This window comes from Photobacterium sp. WH24 (assembly GCF_019204055.1).
GTDB lineage: Bacteria > Pseudomonadota > Gammaproteobacteria > Enterobacterales > Vibrionaceae > Photobacterium > Photobacterium arenosum.
This window is the reverse complement of record NZ_JAGSOZ010000019.1, coordinates 63,478-81,650: the sequence shown is the minus strand read 5'-3', so window position 1 is coordinate 81,650 and position 18,173 is coordinate 63,478. Positions and strand designations below refer to the sequence as shown.

Genomic DNA, 18,173 nt, shown 5'->3' with positions numbered 1-18,173 from the left:
TCGAAATGAAAAACAGTGTCAAACACTTTTCTCAATCTATTTCAGAACAACTTTCCTGTGAACCTCTGGTTTTCAGCTTTCTTTGCCGTAACCCCGTTCAGTGAGGCGGCATTATAGGGACTTTAATTCAGGGCGCAAGCGCATTTTCAGGTTTTTTTTGATTTTATTGTTTTTCGAACAAAAGCTCACCAAAAGCACCTCTTTTTAGCCACTAAAGTTGCTTGAATGCCCGGCTAAAAGCACTAACCCTGTCCCAATCCGTATATTCAACTTCTTTTGTCGTATCGGTTTCCCCGCCTGTCATCCGCATAATGAGTTGAATCATGGTTCGGTCAAACCAGTTGTAGCGCGGATAACGCAGCGCTCCGGCGAATACCTCCAAGAGTTTGGGGTGCCAAGGCGATTTTTGCAGGAACTTCTGCACATAGACGCTGGTCTCCGGCGTATCCTTGCCAGATTTACGCGCGGTCAGGTTTACGCAGAAGAAAGCCGTTTTATGTTTATCCAGAGCTTGCTGATTCTGCTCTACAAACTGGTACAGCTTTTTATTTAAATGGCCATATCGAACGGAAGCACCAATCAACACTCGATCATAGCGAGTGAAGTCAATCTCAGGTGACTGATGAATATCCTGGGTCTCACACAGATAGTGCCCGCCTAACTGCTGCTCTATATAGCGTAAGATTTTGATGGTTTGACCGTCACAACTGGAGTGCAGCAATAAAACCTTCTCCACACACTTCTCCTTAGTTTCGCCAGAATGTCGGGGTGAATAACACCAGTAAAGTAAAAACTTCAAGACGCCCAAACAGCATGGCCACGATTAATGTCCACTTCGCTGCGTCGTTCACCTCCCCGAAATGAACGGCAACTTGCCCTAACCCCGGGCCCAGGTTATTGAGGGTGGCAGCGACTGCCGAAAATGCCGTCAGCTCATCCATTCCCGTCCCGACCAGAACCAGCATGCAAATAACAAACACCAAAGCATAGGCGGAGAAGAATCCCCAAACCGCATCTACCACACGCTGCGGCAAGGCCTTGTTGCCTACTTTGATGGTATACACAGCACGGGGATGCACAAGGCGCTTGAGCTCCCTGACGCCTTGCAAAAACAACAGCAGTATACGAATCACTTTAATCCCGCCCCCCGTCGATCCTGCACACCCCCCTATAAAGGAAGAAAACAGAAGCAATACAGGCAGAAAAAGCGGCCATTCAGAAAAACCGGTTGTGGTAAAACCGGCTGTCGTTGAGATAGACACAGTTTGAAACAGCGCCTGATCCAGCGTTGCCCACCAGGTGTCATAGGTTTGGTGCTTCATTAGCATGCCATAGCAAATCAACAGCAGGATCAGCTGTATCACGAGAAAAGCCTTGAACTCGGGATCCCGCCAATAGGTCCGCAGGTTATGGCCACGGTTGGAAAACGCCGCAAAGTGCAATGAAAAGTTACAGGCGGAGATCAATAGAAAGACCACAGTGACCATATTAATGGCAGTACTGTTGTAATAACCGATACTGGCATCGTGCGTCGAAAAGCCACCAATAGCGACGGTCGAAAAGCTGTGTGCTATGGCATCGAAGAGATCCATCCCTGCCACCCAGAAAGCTCCGGCGCAGGCAACAGTCAGTGTCAGATAGATATACCAGAGTGTCTTGGCCGTTTCAGCAATACGGGGCGTCATCTTACTGTCCTTGACCGGTCCCGGGATTTCAGCCCGGTAAAGCTGCATACCACCGATGCCTAAGACAGGCAAGATGGCCACGGCCAGCACAATGATCCCCATACCACCAAACCACTGTAGCATTTGTCGGTAGAACAAGATGGCTTTAGGTAATTCATCAAGCCCCACAATGACGGTGGCACCCGTGGTAGTCAGTGCGGAAAACGACTCAAAAAAAGAATCAGTAAAAGAAAGATCCGGTGTCTTAGACAAAATAAAGGGCACAGCACCGGCGCTGCCGATAACTGTCCAGAACAGCACAACAATCAAAAATCCGTCACGGGCTTTCAGTTCTCGCCTTTGATGGCGATTAGGCAGCCAGAGTGCCGCCCCACCCGCCAGCAAAATAAAGAATGTCACCACGAAAGGGAAACCCGCACCGTCACGGTACAGCAAGGCTATAAGGGCCGGTACCAGCATAGTGACACTAAATAGCGCCAGTAACAGGCCAACGATACGGATAATGGAACGAATTTGCATAATCTAGCGGGCGCTCACTTTTAATTCTTCAAAATATTGTCTGCGTCCTGAATCACAATCCGGCCGCCACTGCGATTGATCAGCACTGCCTTGAATGTTTCGGCTAAGCGAGCATCGAGCAGAATGTCCATAGTGACATCAACCCCGTAATCAGCGCGCTGTACTTCAGCATGATGCTCAGCGATCACAGCCTCAAGTAAAGGCACCTGATTATACGCACAGCGGACATAAAGTGGTGAAGTAATGACCTTTTCTTTAGTGATGAGCACAGCAAGCGCCTGCTGCACCCCGCCGCCATACGCCTTCACTAATCCGCCCGTACCCAGCCGGATACCGCCGTAGTACCGCGTGACAACAGCGGTTATTTCACCGACCCCACTGCCACTGAGCTGGGCCAGCATAGGTTTACCCGCCGTTCCGGAGGGCTCGCCGTCATCACTGAACCCCCATGACATGGAATCTTCAGGGCGACCAGCCACGAAAGCCCAGCAATTGTGACGAGCATCTGCATGCCGTGATTTGATACTCTGAACAAAGGCTTTCGCCGCCTCCACACCAGATGTGTGGGCTAAATAGGTAATGAAGCGGCTTTTTTTGATCTCTTGTTCGAAAACAACGGGTTCCGCTGGTATTAGATAAGGAGCCTGATCCATTTTGCCTGCTCACATCACGCCATACAAAGGCGCAAGAATAGCATAAACGCGCTCACAGATTCACAGCGAACAACAAAGAGCCGAATCGCCGTCTATCAAGCATGCTTTTCCATTCTGGTGATGAAAGTGAGTTTGGCCGATCGCTCGCCACAGCCCGCACAAATTTCAACAGGTAACGCCATTGTTATCACTTTCATGAGCTATACATGGATGAAAGCTTACCGAGAAGGCATGGTGGCACACTGCCAACCAATCACACAAATAATTGATATAAAACACAAAAAAAACAATACCGATGCCGAGGAATCTACGGAGAAGTCAAACACAAGCTACGTAAAACAACTTCAGTTACATACCAATATCAAAGTTTAAACAATTGTTTAAAATAGGTGTTGAAATCCCTTTGCAACAGGTTCAGACTAATCTTTAACCTGGTTGGAGGCCAAACCAGTCAAAATCAAACCGGCAATGAACCGGTATTCACGGAGATAGAACATGATTTACCAAGGTGAAACCCTATCCGTAAGCTATCTGGAAGATGGTATTGCGGAAATCAACTTCAATGCGCCAGGCAGCGTCAACAAGCTTGATCGCAAGACCCTGGAAAACCTCAGTGAAGCTATCAACGCGCTGTATCAGCAAAATGAACTGAAAGGCGTAATCCTGACTTCCGGTAAATCCGCCTTTATTGTTGGTGCGGACGTCACCGAGTTTCCTGACATCATGACCCAAGACGCGGACGTTCTGTCCAGCTGGCTGGCAGAAGCCAATGTCATTTTTAACCGCCTGGAAGACATCCCAGTACCGACCATTGCCGCCATTACCGGCTTTGCATTGGGTGGCGGCTGTGAGTGCGTGCTGGCAACCGACATGCGCGTTGCAGACAATACTGCGCTGGTAGGCCTGCCAGAAACCAAATTGGGCATCATGCCTGGCTGGGGGGGCTCCGTACGCCTGCCTCGCCTGATTGGCGCCGACCCGGCCATGGACATCATCGCTGGCGGCAAAGCCAAAAAAGCCGACGAAGCCTTAAAACTTGGGATTGTGGATGCCGTTGTGGCACCTGAGACCCTGCGTGACGCAGCGCTGACCATGCTGAAAGATGCCATTGCCGGCAAGCTGGAATGGCGAGCACGCCGTGAGCAGAAAAAAGCGCCACTAAAACTGAACAAAATTGAAGCGACCATGAGCTTCACTATGGCCAAAGGCATGGTGATGCAAGTTGCCGGTCCTCACTATCCTGCCCCAATCACTGCCGTTAAGTGTATTGAAAAAGCCGCTGGCATGAGCCGTGATGAAGCCCTGCAAGTTGAAAATAAAGGTTTCGTGGCACTGGCAAAAAGTGACGTCGCCCCAGCGCTTGTCGGTATCTTCCTCAATGATCAGTACATCAAAGGCAAAGCGAAGCAAGCTGCTAAAGAAGGCAAAGACACCCAACGCGCAGCCGTTCTGGGTGCCGGTATTATGGGCGGCGGTATTGCCTACCAGTCTGCATTGAAAGGCGTACCGGTTGTCATGAAAGACATCGCTCAGCCATCACTGGATCTGGGAATGAATGAAGCCTCTAAACTACTGAACAAGCAGTTGGAGCGCGGTAAGCTGAACGGCCTGAAAATGGCCAAAATCCTGGCGTCTATCCAGCCCACGCTGCATTACGCAGGCATTGAAGAAGCCGATGTGATTGTTGAAGCTGTGGTTGAAAACCCGAAGGTGAAAGCAGCAGTGCTGGCGGAAGTGGAGGAGCGTGTCGGCGACGACACTGTGATCACCTCGAACACTTCTACCATTCCAATCAACCTGCTGGCGAAATCGCTGAAGCGCCCGGAAAAATTCTGCGGCATGCACTTCTTCAACCCTGTACACCGCATGCCACTGGTTGAAATTATCCGCGGTGAGCACACCTCGGAAGAGACCATTTCGCGCGTGGTGGCTTACGCGGCCAAAATGGGCAAATCCCCTATCGTGGTCAACGACTGCCCAGGGTTCTTCGTCAACCGCGTACTTTTCCCATACTTTGCTGGTTTCAGCCTGCTGCTGCGTGACGGCGCTGATTTCACCAAAGTTGATAAAGTCATGGAGAAGAAGTTCGGCTGGCCAATGGGTCCGGCTTACCTGCTGGATGTTGTCGGTATCGACACCGCGCACCATGCACAGGCTGTGATGGCAGAAGGCTTCCCGGAGCGTATGGGTAAAGACTACAAAGATGCGGTCGACGTGATGTTCGAAAGCCAGCGTCTGGGCCAGAAAAACAGCAAAGGCTTCTATACCTACTCTGTCGATAGAAAAGGCAAGCCGAAGAAAGATCTGGCGCCAGAAGTGGCTGAGCTGCTGGCTCCTGTTGTCAGCCGTGCCGCTGATTTCAGTGATGAAGACATCATCGCCCGTACCATGGTTCCTATGATTAACGAAGTAGTGCGTTGTCTGGAAGAAGGCATTATCGCCACACCGGCAGAAGCGGATATGGCGCTGGTCTACGGCCTGGGCTTCCCTCCATTCCGCGGCGGGGTGTTCCGTTACCTGGATTCAATCGGCCTGGCGAACTATGTCGCAATGGCAGAAAAATTCGCGCATCTGGGTGCTGTTTACGAAGTCCCTGCCGGTCTTCGTGACAAAGCCGCTAAAGGCGAAAGCTATTACAACGCACCAGTAAACGCTTAAGGACGAGGAACACACACATGAATAACGTCGTAATTGTTGATTGCATCCGTACCCCTATGGGGCGTTCAAAAGCTGGTGCTTTCCGTAACAAACGTGCTGAAGATTTGTCAGCACACCTGATGAAAGGTCTGCTGGAGCGTAACCCTCAGGTTGACCCAACGGCCATTGAAGATATCTACTGGGGCTGTGTCCAGCAGACCCTGGAGCAAGGCTTCAACGTTGCCCGTAACGCAGCACTGCTGGCAGGTATCCCGCACACTGTAGGCGCCACCACAATTAACCGCCTGTGCGGTTCTTCTATGGACGCACTGCACAGCGCCACCCGTGCCATCATGGTGGGTGATGCCGAGATCTGCCTGGTCGGCGGTGTGGAACACATGGGTCACGTGCCGATGAACCATGGTGTGGATTTCCACCCTGGTCTGTCAAAATCTGTGGCTCAGGCTGCCGGTATGATGGGCCTGACTGCTGAAATGCTGGGCCGTATGCACGGCATCAGCCGTGAACAACAGGATGCATTTGCTGCACGCTCTCACCAGCGCGCCTATGCCGCTACCGTTGAAGGCCGCTTCAAAAATGAAATTCTGCCCACCGAAGGTCATGACGAGAACGGCATACTGAAAGTATTCGACTTTGATGAAGTGATTCGTCCTGAAACCACAGTTGAAGGTCTGGCAGGTCTGCGTCCTGTCTTCGACCCGGCTAACGGCACAGTGACAGCCGGTACATCATCTGCCCTGTCTGACGGTGCTTCAGCTATGCTGATCATGAGCGAAAGCAAAGCCAAAGAATTGGGACTGCGTATTCGTGCCCGTATCAAGTCGATGGCGGTAGCCGGTTGTGATCCATCTATCATGGGTTACGGCCCGGTGCCGGCGTCGAAGAAAGCGCTGAAACGTGCCGGCCTGACTATCGATGATATCGGCATGATCGAGCTGAACGAAGCCTTTGCTGCTCAGTCTCTGCCATGCGCCAAAGACCTGGGTCTGCTGGATGCGATGGATGAAAAAGTGAACCTCAACGGCGGTGCCATTGCACTGGGTCACCCTCTGGGCTGTTCCGGTACACGTATCTCAACCACACTGATCAACCTGATGGAACATCAGAATGTGAAATACGGCCTGGCGACCATGTGTATCGGTCTGGGTCAGGGCATTGCGACCATCTTTGAGCGCGTCGACGACTAATCCGTTATCACAACACCGATTAAGCCCGCACCTGTCGCGGGCTTTTTTATATCCATAATCAGACAAAAAGTTGTTTTATGTTCAGATATGAGACACTCTGACTCATTACAATCACAAACAGACGCTTATTCCCAGCACGGAGAACCGTAATGTTTAAGGCACTGATCCTCAACCAGCAAGATAACACCACCCAAGCTCATGTTGGTGATATTGACAGCAGCCAGCTGCCAGACGGCGATGTCACTGTGGCTGTCGACTATTCCTCGCTCAATTACAAAGATGGCCTGGCTATCACAGGCGCTGGCAAAATTATCCGCCAATTCCCCATGGTGCCGGGTATCGACTTTGCAGGTACTGTCATCACCTCCAGTGATAGCCGCTACCAGGCGGGCGATCCTGTGGTACTGACCGGCTGGGGCGTCGGTGAAAACCACTGGGGCGGCATGGCTCAGCAGGCCCGTGTGAAAGCCGACTGGCTGGTTCCCCTCCCGGCAGGTTTAAACCCCGAACAGGCAATGGTTATCGGTACAGCCGGATTAACCGCTATGCTCTGTATCCAGGCGCTGGAAGATGCGGGTATCACGCCTGAGTCTGGCGAGATTCTGGTCACCGGTGCCAGCGGTGGTGTCGGCTCTGTCGCGATAACGCTCCTGGCTAAGCTGGGTTATCGCATCGCCGCTGTCACCGGTCGCGCTTCGCAAAATGGCGATCTGCTCAAACAACTGGGGGCGACTTCCATTCTTGATCGCAGTGAACTGGAAGAAGCGGCCAAACCGCTGGAGAAACAGCGCTGGGCGGGCGCAGTCGACACTGTGGGCAGCAAAGTCCTGGCCAAAGTACTGACCCAAATGGATTATAACGGTGCGGTCGCGGCCTGCGGATTGGCTGGCGGATTTGATTTACCAACCACAGTGATGCCTTTCATCCTGCGCAATGTACGGCTGTTAGGGGTCGATTCTGTGTATTGCCCATATGAAAAACGCCAGCAGGCATGGCAGCGTCTGAGCGAATTGCTGCCGGATAGTTTTTATCAGCAAGCAGGACAAACCATTTCACTGGAACAAGTACCGGAATTTGCCCAAGCCATTATTAAGGGTCAGGTCACCGGGCGTACACTCGTAAAACTGTCCTGATAAACCATCTCTCATCACCCGGTCTGCCACACGGGCCGGGTGATCTTTTCTGTACCCCGGATAAAAAAAATCCCGCTATAAAAGCGGGGAAGCCCAAGAAAACTGGGGAGTGTAGTAGATGTGAAAGTTAGCTTTCCTCTTCTTCAAGCTCAGGAGAATGAGAGAGCTCGAGCCAGAGTCCGATCGCCGCGGCCACTAAGCCTGCCAGCGAAAAGAGAGTTAAGTCATTTGCATTGCGCAGTACAATAGAGCAGAAAGCGATAAAGCACAGCACACAGTAAATAGTCAGTCTATCCATCTGAGTAATCATCTCCACCTCCCGCGATGACAAATTGGTTAACAAGTTGTTAACTAAGTTACACATAATTGTTACCTTTGCCAACCCCCGGTTGATTGTTTATTATCCGTGAGTATGATCTGGCTCTCATTTACGATATGGCTTCACTATGATCACGAAATTTGAATCCGCCACTCACAATCTGGAAGCACAAGGACTGCGTTGTCCGGAACCTGTCATGATGGTGCGTAAAACTATTCGCAGGATGGCAGATGGCGACACACTATTAGTGCTGGCCGATGACCCATCCACAACCAGAGACATCCCCAGCTTTTGCCGGTTTATGGACCATACGCTGCTGGCGGCGGAAACAGACTCACTGCCATACCGCTTCCTGATCCGCAAAGGCAAGTCATAGCAACAAGCTACAAAAATAAGTAAGGCAGCCTAACGCTGCCTTATGACAATCTCATTAATCGCAGGCATAAGACGCCCGCTCCCTGCTTCGAACCGGATTACAGGCCAAAGGCGGCACCCAGCGCCAGTACAGCAAACAGTACAGCAGTGACTTTGCGGATTAACCCTAATGGCATTTTGTCAGCTGACAGCTTACCGATCAGTACTACAGGCACATTTGCCAGTAGCATACCAATAGTGGTGCCCAGCACGACCAGCATCAGGCCGTCATGGTATTTTGCCCCGAGCATGGTGGTTGCCACCTGGGTTTTATCACCGATTTCCGCCACAAAAAAGGCAATGAAGCTGGCAATAAACGGGCCGCGGTTTGAAATGGTTTCATCGTCATCCAGTTTATCCGGGATCAGAATCCAACCCGCCATCACCACAAAACTCACTACCAGCACCCATTTTAAAATCTCAGGCGATAAGTAATCAGCAACGACCACGCCCAACCAGGCCGCTAAAGCATGGTTGGCCAGAGTCGCCAGGAAAATGGCCAGAATGATAGGAACAGGCTTACGGTACCGACTGGCCAGTAACAATGACAGCAATTGGGTTTTGTCCCCAATCTCAGCCAGGGCGACCGTGGTAATAGAAACAGCTAAAATGCTCACGACATGCTCATTGGGGCGAGGATTATAATTTTAACCAAAGACAAACTGACACGCCCCACCCCGGTTCATGTCGATTTGCCTATGGTCTCGCCAAACTGACCGGAGTAATGGTCAGTCACAATCACCATGAAGATTTTGCTTCAATTATGTTGATGATTGTGCCGTCAGAACGGCAGGCTACTCCCCAAAGGAGCTGGCATGATAGCCAGAATGGCACCCGGAATCAAGTGACGAAAAAGGGAAGCTAATCTTCCCTTCCTTCCTGAACTCATGCTGTTGGTGTGATTAAGACGCGGTCGGGCTTAAGACAATTTCCACCCGGCGGTTCTGAGCACGCCCCTGATCGCTGCCATTGGAAGCTACCGGATGAGCTTCACCCATACCTTTCGCCAGAACACGCTGCGCCGCTACGCCCGTACGAACCAGGTAGTTACTGACTTCACTGGCACGGACCTGAGACAAGCGCAGGTTGTAAGATTCAGACCCTGTACTGTCAGTAAAACCGTAAACATTCAGCTGGGTTTTATCGTACTCCTTCACCACCAAAGCCACGTTTTGCAGTGCATTCATCGCCTGCTGGCTCAGGTTAGACTGGTCGACACCGAAAGTGATCGAGTTTGGCATGTTCAGCACAATCTGATCGCCTTCACGCGTCACACTGATACCGGTTGATTCCAGTTGCTGACGCAGTTTTGCTTCCTGCACATCCATGTAATAGCCGACACCTCCGCCCAGCGCCGCGCCAGAAGCTGCGCCGATCAGCGCCCCTTTACCTCGATCGCTTTTACTCGAAGAGGCCACACCGATAGCCGCGCCAGCAACGGCACCTATCAGAGCACCACTGGTTGATTTTGCTGTCTGATCTTCACGCGTGTAGGGATTAACTGTGGTACAGCCCGTAGCTACCATAGTAGTAACACCGGCCAAAAGGATAGCGCGTACCCACTTACGTGACATTGTTGAATGATGTTGTTGCATGTTCTTTCCCCGATAAATTGTAAGTTTGCCGAACGGAACGCCCGTTTCCGCTAGCATTATCCTGCTGCATTGTAGTCAAGTAGAGACTGCAGATATCAAAAACCTGTCAATTTTTTTACCTTGTTTCTGCTTATAGCGGAAGCCTGATGACAAAAATTTACATTCGATACTGTTATGCGCAAAAAACGTGCGCTGCCCCTACTCCCTCAAGGCGACCCAAGGTATACTGGATTGTTATCTTTTCTACTTATATCAACGGATCTCGCGAAGCTGACAATGCAAAAATACGACATCAAGACCTTTCAGGGCATGATTCTGGCGCTTCAGGATTACTGGGGCCAGCAAGGTTGTACTATCGTGCAGCCGCTGGATATGGAAGTGGGTGCCGGTACCTCGCATCCAATGACCTGCCTGCGTGCACTGGGCCCAGAGCCTATTGCGGCCGCCTATGTGCAGCCATCACGCCGCCCGACCGACGGCCGCTACGGTGAAAACCCTAACCGTCTGCAGCACTATTACCAGTTTCAGGTGATCATCAAACCATCGCCAGACAACATTCAGGAACTTTACCTGGGCTCGCTGGAAGCGCTGGGCGTAGACACGCAGGTGCATGATATCCGCTTCGTGGAAGACAACTGGGAAAACCCGACGCTGGGTGCCTGGGGTCTGGGTTGGGAAGTATGGCTGAATGGTATGGAAGTCACCCAGTTCACCTACTTCCAGCAAGTCGGCGGCCTGGAATGTAAACCAGTAACCGGTGAAATTACTTACGGTATCGAGCGTCTGGCCATGTACATTCAGGGTGTCGATTCTGTTTATGACCTGGTATGGACCGACGGACCTTTAGGAAAAGTGACCTACGGTGATATTTTCCACCAGAACGAAGTAGAACAATCGACCTACAACTTTGAATACGCTGATGTCGACTTCCTGTTTACCTTCTTTGATCAATGCGAGAAAGAGTGTAAGTCACTGCTTGAACTGGAACAGCCTCTCCCGCTGCCGGCTTACGAGCGTATTCTGAAAGCTGGCCATGCCTTCAACCTGCTGGATGCCCGTAAAGCGATCTCGGTGACTGAGCGTCAGCGATATATCCTGCGCATCCGTAACCTGACCAAGCAAGTGGCTGAAGCCTACTATGCCTCTCGTGAAGCACTTGGCTTCCCGATGTGTAAAAAAGACAAGTAAGGATCACGCATGGCTGACAAGAATTTTCTGATTGAACTGGGTACGGAAGAGCTGCCACCAAAAGCCTTGCGCACCCTGGCAGAAGCCTTTGCCGAAAACTTTACGGCGGAACTGAACGCGGCTGAATTAGCCTTTGACCATATCAAATGGTACGCCGCACCACGCCGGCTGGCTCTGAAAGTCACCGCACTGGCAGAAGGCCAGGCTGATAAGGTGGTCGAGAAGCGCGGTCCGGCGATCAGCGTTGCTTTCAATGCTGACGGTAACCCGACCAAAGCCGCTCAGGGCTGGGCGCGCGGTAACGGCATTACTGTCGAGCAGGCTGAACGCCTGCAGACAGACAAAGGAGAATGGTTACTGTACAAAGAAGCCGTCAAAGGCAAAGCCGCAACCGAACTGCTGTGCGAACTGGCAGCGGCGGCACTGGCAAAACTGCCTATCCCGAAACCTATGCGCTGGGGCGATAAAGAGACACAATTTATCCGCCCGGTAAAAACTCTGGTCATGCTACTTAATGACGAGCTGATCCCCGGCACGATTCTGGGTGTGGAATCGGCGCGTACCATTCGTGGCCACCGTTTTATGGGTGAAGCAGAGTTCAGCATTGAACATGCAGATCAGTACCCTGCTATCCTGGAAGAGCGCGGTAAAGTGATCGCTGACTACGACACCCGTAAAGCGCATATCATTGCCGGTGCCAAAGAAGCCGCCATTGCCGTTGGCGGCACCGCCGATCTGGAAGACGAGCTGGTAGAAGAAGTCACCTCTCTGGTCGAGTGGCCGGTTGTTCTGACCGCCTCTTTTGAAGAAGAATTCCTGAACGTTCCGGCAGAAGCCCTGGTGTACACCATGAAAGGTGACCAGAAGTACTTCCCTGTCTATGACGCGGCGGGCAAGCTGCTGCCGAAATTTATCTTCGTCACTAACATAGTGTCGAAAGAGCCGCGCCACATTATCGAGGGTAACGAGAAAGTCGTCCGCCCTCGTCTGGCAGATGCTGAATTCTTCTTTAACACCGACCGTAAGCGCCCGCTGGTTGATCGCCTGCACGAGCTGGACAGCGTGCTGTTCCAGAAACAGCTGGGCAGCCTGCGTGACAAAACAGATCGTATTACCGCGATGTCCGGTTACATCGCTCAGCAAATTGGTGCTGATATAGAACACGCAGAGCGTGCTGGCCTGCTGTCAAAATGCGATCTGATGACATCCATGGTCTTCGAGTTTACCGATACTCAGGGCGTAATGGGCATGCACTATGCGCGGCTTGACGGTGAGCACGAAGATGTTGCAGTGGCGCTCAACGAGCAATACATGCCACGTTTTGCCGGCGACAGCCTGCCGGGTTCCGATGTCGCAGCGGCGGTTGCACTGGCTGACAAAATGGACACCCTGGTAGGTATCTTCGGTATCGGCCAGCACCCTAAAGGTGCCAACGACCCATTCGCGCTGCGCCGAGCCGCTCTGGGTGCCCTGCGCATCATGGTAGAAAAAGGCTATCAGCTGGATCTGGTCGATATGATTGCCAAAGCCAAAGCGCTGTTTGGCCATAAGCTGACGAACCATAACGTAGAAGCCGATGTGATTGATTTCATGCTGGGCCGCTTCCGTGCCTGGTATCAGGATGAAGGCCACACGGTTGATGTGATTCAGGCCGTTTTGGCTCGTCGCCCGACCTCACCGGCTGACTTTGATAAGCGCGTTAAAGCGGTCAGCCATTTCCGCTCTCTGGACGCGGCGGAATCACTGGCTGCGGCCAATAAGCGTGTCGGCAATATCCTGGCGAAATTTGATGGTGAGTTACCTGCGGCAATCGACAGCCAGTTACTGGTTGAAGAAGCCGAAAAAGCTCTGGCGAAAAACGTGGAAGCAGTTACCGCTAAACTGACCCCTGTTTTTGCTGCCGGTGATTATCAGCAAGCCCTTTCAGAGCTGGCTACCCTGCGCGATTCAGTCGATGCCTTCTTCGACAACGTGATGGTAATGGCTGATGACCAAGCCCTGAAAGTGAACCGGCTGACAATGCTCAACCAGCTACGTAATCAGTTCCTAAAAGTGGCAGATATTTCACTGCTCCAGAACTGATAGCCATTAATGAGCGTCACAGGCTCTCTAGTCTGATCACAAAGCCCGCACCAGCGGGCTTTCTTTTACCTGCTTGTCCCGTCTTGTCAGGTCCTACTAGCTGCCAGCCAGAATCAGACACCTGACAGCCGGCTCGCTGCCACAGAGTGTTTCACGTGAAACGCCCAAGCCATACTGTCTGCTTTACCCGGCTAACCTTGAACCAGATGCAATGAAGACAGCGATGCATGATCCCAGGTCCAATGTTGTTCGGGGCTGACTCTGATTCCCCCAACCCAGTAAGCACTACACACGATCTTGCGCTGCTGTGACAGGCATAAGCTTCCCTGCTCAGTCAGACTGACAATCTGCTCCTGCCACGAAGCAGAACCGGGTGATGATTCAAGACAGATTAAAGGCTGACTGCCTTGCAGCAACGGCTTGAGCAATACCCAGAACATCAGATCGCCCAAAAAGGGTAACGGCTCAAGCGCTTGATAGCCACGAAACAGATCGGCAACCGTCATCTTGCCCGATGCCGACAACACAGACAGTGCCAACGACTGAGTCAGGCTTAAGCCGGATTGCTGATGCGGCAGCTCCTGCAAATGACGGTGTATCACCTGCGCCATGTTTTCGAACTGGCTCAGCCAGGAGGCACCGAGCAAGGCAAGCAGCGCCGCAGGATCAGGGGAACAGAACCCCTGCCACAGTTCTCTTGCTCTCTCCAAGGTAATGGCATCCACTAGCCGTCTGTGCTGCCAGAGCGATCTCAACCCTTCGGCGGGTAACTGGCCCAGCCCGATAAAACGGCTATTACCCGGAAAATGATTCACTTCTATGATCTCAAGCTGACGGCCAGCCACACCCGGCAGTGTCGCCACATGCGTCAGCAGGCGTATCAGCATAAGTTGATCGTAATTATCGTGCTCGACCCAGAATACCAGCCGGTGATAATCAGGTTGTGCGAGCTGCGCTAGCTTGTCCGCCGTCTCAGTCAGGATGTCATCCGTAGTGCGCGGATCGCCGATTTCACTCAGTAAAGACTGCCGGATGTATTCAGCGCGTTCCCGTTCGAAATCGGGCGCTGAGCAAAGCGGCCCCATGCAGTAGGGATCAATAAATGGCAAGAAGTCACCATGAAAGCCCGCCAGCTCTAAGCGCTGTGCAATATCATGGCCGCAGCGAATGTGTAATGTGGTGAGATCCCTATCCAGCGCTTCACTACCCTGCGCCATTTGCTGTTTGTGATGCTCAAGCATTTCAGCATGGTGTTTCAAGCGGCTCCAGCTGGGTAGCCCACACTCCCTGGCCATCACGAATTGGATATCTGCCAGTTTAATATTGTCCGGATTGAGCTGTGCCTGTTTCGGATGTAACTGCTTAACAGATTGCAAGGCATGGTGATCGCCGCGGCGTATGGCTTTCAGGCGATGCTTAGCCTGGGATTTGAGGTAGTTCAGGTTAAACGAAAATGCATTGTCTGAATTCATGATTTCCCCATTCTCTTTAGCTCCTGTGCTCGCCTGACAGAAGAGAAGGCAGAAATACGTTGTCGGCTGTGTTACAAAAGCCAGTGACCCTGGATACTATCCTTTCCGCGAGCAGGAGGCGCCACTCAAGGTTACAACACCCGGCCCATTATGCAAGCACCAACCGCGGGATCAACACACCTAAATATTCAGCATCGCACTCATCACTACACGACTCATCACCCTCCCATCTCGCACCTTTGAGGGCCGTGTCGCCACCACAGCGGTTCACCGGATAGCTTCATCTAAACTTAAAGTGACACGCCTGATTTACGACTGTGTTTCACGTGGAACATATGATGAACACTATGTGGGACTGCAGCGACTAAAGCCACTTTCACTGTATGTATCATTGTTGTATGTTGTCTGGCTCACCCACAAAAAAATCACAACAAGACACACACTGAGGTCGAAGCAAGATGGAGTTTTCTACATTCGGTAACAAATTTGCCCGCTACTCAGGCATTACCCAATTAATGGATGATTTGAATGATGGCCTGCGTAATCCGGAAGCCATCATGCTAGGTGGCGGTAACCCGGCACAGATACCGGCTATGGTGGAGTACTTTACCCAGCTCAATAACAGTTTGAACCAAAGCGGCGAGCTGACAGCAGCCATGACAAACTATGATGGGCCACAAGGGAAAAACACCTTTATTAATGCGCTGGCCGCCCTGCTGAGTGAACGTTACGGCTGGGATATCAGCAGCAAAAACATCAGCCTGACCAACGGTAGCCAAAGCGCCTTCTTCAGTTTGTTCAACCTGCTGGCTGGTGAATTTCCCGATGGCCGTCGCAAGAAAATCCTGCTACCGCTTGCGCCAGAATATATCGGCTACGGGGATGCCGGCGTCAGCCCGGATATGTTTATCTCTTATAGGCCGGAGATTAGCTTACTGGATAACGGCCTGTTCAAGTACAACGTCGATTTCAACGCCCTGACCCTAGATGACAGTGTGGGCGCTATCTGCGCGTCGCGGCCAACCAACCCGACCGGCAATGTCCTGACCGACGAAGAAATTCGTCATTTGGATCAGCTCGCTCAGCAGCACAACATCCCGTTAATCATAGATAATGCTTATGGCATGCCGTTCCCTGACATCATTTTTGAAGACGTCACTCCCTTTTGGAACCGCAACACTATCCTGTGCATGAGCCTCTCTAAACTGGGGTTACCCGGCGTGCGTTGCGGCATCGTTATTGCCAGTGAAGAGATCACCACAGCGCTGGCCAACATGAACGGTGTGCTCAGCCTGGCGCCGGGCAGTGTCGGCCCTGCAATTGCCAACAAGATGATTGAGCAAGGCGACTTATTGCGTTTGAGTGAAACTGTCATCAAACCTTACTATCACAAAAAATCGCAGCAGGCGGTGCAATGGCTGCAACAAGCCATTCCAGACCCGCGTTTTCGGATCCACAAACCGGAAGGTGCCATGTTCCTTTGGTTGTGGTTTAAAGAGCTGCCAATCACCACCATGGAACTGTACCGACGCCTGAAAGCACGAGGGGTACTGATAGTGCCCGGTGAATATTTTTTCATTGGTTTGGAACAAGACTGGCAACACGGCCATGAATGTTTGCGCATGAACTATGTGCAGGAAGATGAAAAGATGCAGCGCGGCATTGCTATCATTGCCGAAGAAATCGCAAAAGCCTATCAGCGAGGCTAACAGTGTCACTGAACCCAGCGTTGAAAGACAATTCACAGGGCATTCACTGCCCTGTTTGTTCATCTGAACCCAGACAGAGTCGTCTGCAAGCAGCACAATTTATGTCACAGATACAGGTGGCTCAGAGGGTTGTTTTGTATACGGATGGTAAACCATGGTGACAAACTGAGAATCTTCAGTGATCTTTTCAAACCCGAACCGCCGATATAAACCGCTCACTGGATTGCCTTGTAAATACATTAAGCAACAAGGTCGATGTGCTTTGTCAGACCAGGCAATCACTGCCCGTAGCACCGCACTGCCAATCCCCCGTCCCTGCCATTGCGGTAAAAGAAAGAAACGGCTGAAATAACTTTGAGGGAGATCGCGACTGTCTTGTTCGGTATTCGAATGACATTCGGGCGCAATCATTTCCAGTAACACACTGCCAATCGGAGTTCCGTCCATCAGAATCAACAAGGGTTTACAATCCTGCCACTCAGACAGATGCAGTTGGTACTGTAAGGTTTCATCCCATCCAAAGATCTGAGTGACAGCCTCTCGTTCTGCGGCTTTCTTTAATTTGAAAACAAAACGTTCATGGTGGTCTGCAGCCGTAACGAGGGACAATCCGTCAGGTGTATTCGCTGGCAACAACGGCTGCAGGCAGGCTGCACTGACACGCTGACGTTTCGGGTTTAATTGTGGTTTGGTTTCCTTACCCACACTTTTCTTCCTTCAAAATAGATCACAGCTTGAAGAGGATAATCCTAACCAAAGCGTCAATGAAGTATTGTTTCACGTGAAACCTTCATCATGAGATAGCACCTGTGTTTCACGTGAAACATAGCCTGCTTCTCATCAGGTTGGCTCACATATAAAAAAGGCCAGCCCACAGGCTGACCTTCCATACAGTACTTTCACAAGTCTTATTCAGCGGAATGACTCACCACCGAGTCTTCTTGTCCCAACAGACGTTGTCCGTTAATCGCAATGCGACGCGGTTTCTCTTCTTCTGGGACTTCCCGTTCCAGCTCGATGTGCAGCAAACCGTTTTCCATCGAGGCACCCACCACTTTTACGTGATCCGCTAACTGGAACTTGCGCTCGAAATCGCGCTCAGCAATGCCCTGATACAGATAATGACGCTGTTCCTGGTTGTTGTCGGCATCAGCACGTTTACCCGTCACAATCAGGCGGTTTTGATGCTGACTGATGTCCATCTGGGCTTCAGAAAAACCGGCCACTGCCATGGTAATACGGTAGTGGTTTTCATCCTGCTGCTCTATGTTGTATGGAGGATATCCGCCATTGCTGTTATTGAGGTTTTGCTCCATCTGGTTGAACAGACGGTCGAAACCAATGGCAGAACGGTACAGAGGAGTAAAATCTAAGGTACGCATAATCACTATCCTTCTATGAAGCAATACTATTACGAAAGTCAGTCATGAAGCGGGTTTTCCTCGTGGACAAACCTGTGAAGGCCCAGTGTCTGGCACCTCCTGCTTCACCAATAGATATAAGGGCATCTGGATTGGCTTCAAGGGAGAATTGAAAAAAAATTGTCGGGGCCGGTTCAC

The 18,173-nt window shown here is 51.4% G+C and carries 17 protein-coding genes and 1 riboswitch; of the genes, 8 read left to right on the top strand and 9 right to left on the bottom strand.

Going from position 1 to position 18,173, the window contains the following annotated elements; all coding sequences use genetic code 11:
* Nucleotides 1-211: 211 nt before the first annotated feature.
* Genes hemG through KCG43_RS18490 form a run of 3 tightly spaced genes read right to left on the bottom strand, consistent with a single transcriptional unit; the run spans nt 212 to nt 2,857 of the window.
* The gene (gene hemG / locus KCG43_RS18500) at nt 212-736 is read right to left on the bottom strand and encodes a menaquinone-dependent protoporphyrinogen IX dehydrogenase (RefSeq protein ID WP_218386748.1); all 525 of its coding nucleotides are present in this window, start codon (nt 734-736) and stop codon (nt 212-214) included.
* Between the two features lie 10 nt (nt 737-746).
* Complete coding sequence (locus KCG43_RS18495; RefSeq protein WP_192017668.1) at nt 747-2,204, bottom strand: TrkH family potassium uptake protein; 1,458 nt, start codon at nt 2,202-2,204, stop codon at nt 747-749.
* A 20-nt stretch (nt 2,205-2,224) separates the two neighbouring features.
* Complete coding sequence (locus KCG43_RS18490) at nt 2,225-2,857, bottom strand: YigZ family protein (protein WP_192017667.1); 633 nt, start codon at nt 2,855-2,857, stop codon at nt 2,225-2,227.
* 126 nt (nt 2,858-2,983) lie between these two features.
* On the opposite strand from KCG43_RS18490, the gene KCG43_RS18485 reads away from it, so the two are divergent.
* From KCG43_RS18485 to KCG43_RS18470, 4 genes are all read left to right on the top strand, one after another.
* Nucleotides 2,984-3,229: a hypothetical protein gene (locus KCG43_RS18485; RefSeq protein ID WP_218386746.1), complete on the top strand. Its 246-nt coding sequence runs from the start codon at nt 2,984-2,986 to the stop codon at nt 3,227-3,229.
* Nucleotides 3,230-3,352: 123 nt separating this feature from the next.
* Nucleotides 3,353-5,515, top strand: a complete 2,163-nt coding sequence (fadB, locus tag KCG43_RS18480; RefSeq protein ID WP_192017666.1) for a fatty acid oxidation complex subunit alpha FadB — start codon at nt 3,353-3,355, stop codon at nt 5,513-5,515.
* Nucleotides 5,516-5,532: 17 nt separating this feature from the next.
* Nucleotides 5,533-6,702, top strand: coding sequence for an acetyl-CoA C-acyltransferase FadA (gene fadA, locus KCG43_RS18475; protein WP_192017665.1), 1,170 nt, complete (start codon nt 5,533-5,535; stop codon nt 6,700-6,702).
* A 149-nt stretch (nt 6,703-6,851) separates the two neighbouring features.
* Entirely contained in the window at nt 6,852-7,835 is a 984-nt protein-coding gene (locus KCG43_RS18470) for an MDR family oxidoreductase (protein WP_218386745.1), read from the top strand.
* 127 nt (nt 7,836-7,962) lie between these two features.
* Here KCG43_RS18470 and KCG43_RS18465 read toward each other — a convergent pair whose 3' ends face one another.
* Nucleotides 7,963-8,145 (bottom strand): hypothetical protein, encoded by a 183-nt coding sequence (locus KCG43_RS18465; protein ID WP_027251764.1) that lies wholly within the window; start codon nt 8,143-8,145, stop codon nt 7,963-7,965.
* Between the two features lie 136 nt (nt 8,146-8,281).
* Between KCG43_RS18465 and tusA the strand changes: the two genes are divergently transcribed.
* A complete protein-coding gene (tusA, locus tag KCG43_RS18460; RefSeq protein WP_192017663.1) occupies nt 8,282-8,530 on the top strand; it encodes a sulfurtransferase TusA in 249 nt (82 codons plus the stop codon).
* A gap of 97 nt (nt 8,531-8,627) precedes the next feature.
* Here tusA and KCG43_RS18455 read toward each other — a convergent pair whose 3' ends face one another.
* Nucleotides 8,628-9,185: a TMEM165/GDT1 family protein gene (locus tag KCG43_RS18455; RefSeq protein WP_218386744.1), complete on the bottom strand. Its 558-nt coding sequence runs from the start codon at nt 9,183-9,185 to the stop codon at nt 8,628-8,630.
* A 43-nt stretch (nt 9,186-9,228) separates the two neighbouring features.
* A riboswitch (yybP-ykoY riboswitch) is annotated at nt 9,229-9,376 on the bottom strand.
* Nucleotides 9,377-9,470: 94 nt separating this feature from the next.
* Entirely contained in the window at nt 9,471-10,163 is a 693-nt protein-coding gene (locus tag KCG43_RS18450; RefSeq protein WP_192017661.1) for an OmpA family protein, read from the bottom strand.
* Between the two features lie 276 nt (nt 10,164-10,439).
* On the opposite strand from KCG43_RS18450, the gene glyQ reads away from it, so the two are divergent.
* Both glyQ and glyS read left to right on the top strand, forming a co-directional pair.
* Nucleotides 10,440-11,351: a glycine--tRNA ligase subunit alpha gene (glyQ, locus tag KCG43_RS18445; RefSeq protein ID WP_027251759.1), complete on the top strand. Its 912-nt coding sequence runs from the start codon at nt 10,440-10,442 to the stop codon at nt 11,349-11,351.
* Nucleotides 11,352-11,360: 9 nt separating this feature from the next.
* Nucleotides 11,361-13,433, top strand: coding sequence for a glycine--tRNA ligase subunit beta (gene glyS, locus KCG43_RS18440; protein ID WP_218386743.1), 2,073 nt, complete (start codon nt 11,361-11,363; stop codon nt 13,431-13,433).
* A gap of 191 nt (nt 13,434-13,624) precedes the next feature.
* On the opposite strand, the gene KCG43_RS18435 is transcribed toward glyS, so the two are convergent.
* The gene (locus KCG43_RS18435) at nt 13,625-14,905 is read right to left on the bottom strand and encodes a DUF1835 domain-containing protein (RefSeq protein WP_218386742.1); all 1,281 of its coding nucleotides are present in this window, start codon (nt 14,903-14,905) and stop codon (nt 13,625-13,627) included.
* A gap of 458 nt (nt 14,906-15,363) precedes the next feature.
* On the opposite strand from KCG43_RS18435, the gene KCG43_RS18430 reads away from it, so the two are divergent.
* The gene (locus KCG43_RS18430; protein WP_218386741.1) at nt 15,364-16,614 is read left to right on the top strand and encodes a valine--pyruvate transaminase; all 1,251 of its coding nucleotides are present in this window, start codon (nt 15,364-15,366) and stop codon (nt 16,612-16,614) included.
* Between the two features lie 99 nt (nt 16,615-16,713).
* Here KCG43_RS18430 and KCG43_RS18425 read toward each other — a convergent pair whose 3' ends face one another.
* Together KCG43_RS18425 and ibpA are read right to left on the bottom strand one after the other, a co-directional pair.
* On the bottom strand, nt 16,714-17,319 hold the full coding sequence (locus tag KCG43_RS18425) for a GNAT family N-acetyltransferase (protein ID WP_330872809.1): 606 nt from the start codon (nt 17,317-17,319) through the stop codon (nt 16,714-16,716).
* A gap of 203 nt (nt 17,320-17,522) precedes the next feature.
* Entirely contained in the window at nt 17,523-17,996 is a 474-nt protein-coding gene (gene ibpA, locus KCG43_RS18420; RefSeq protein WP_192017657.1) for a small heat shock chaperone IbpA, read from the bottom strand.
* Nucleotides 17,997-18,173: the final 177 nt, after the last annotated feature.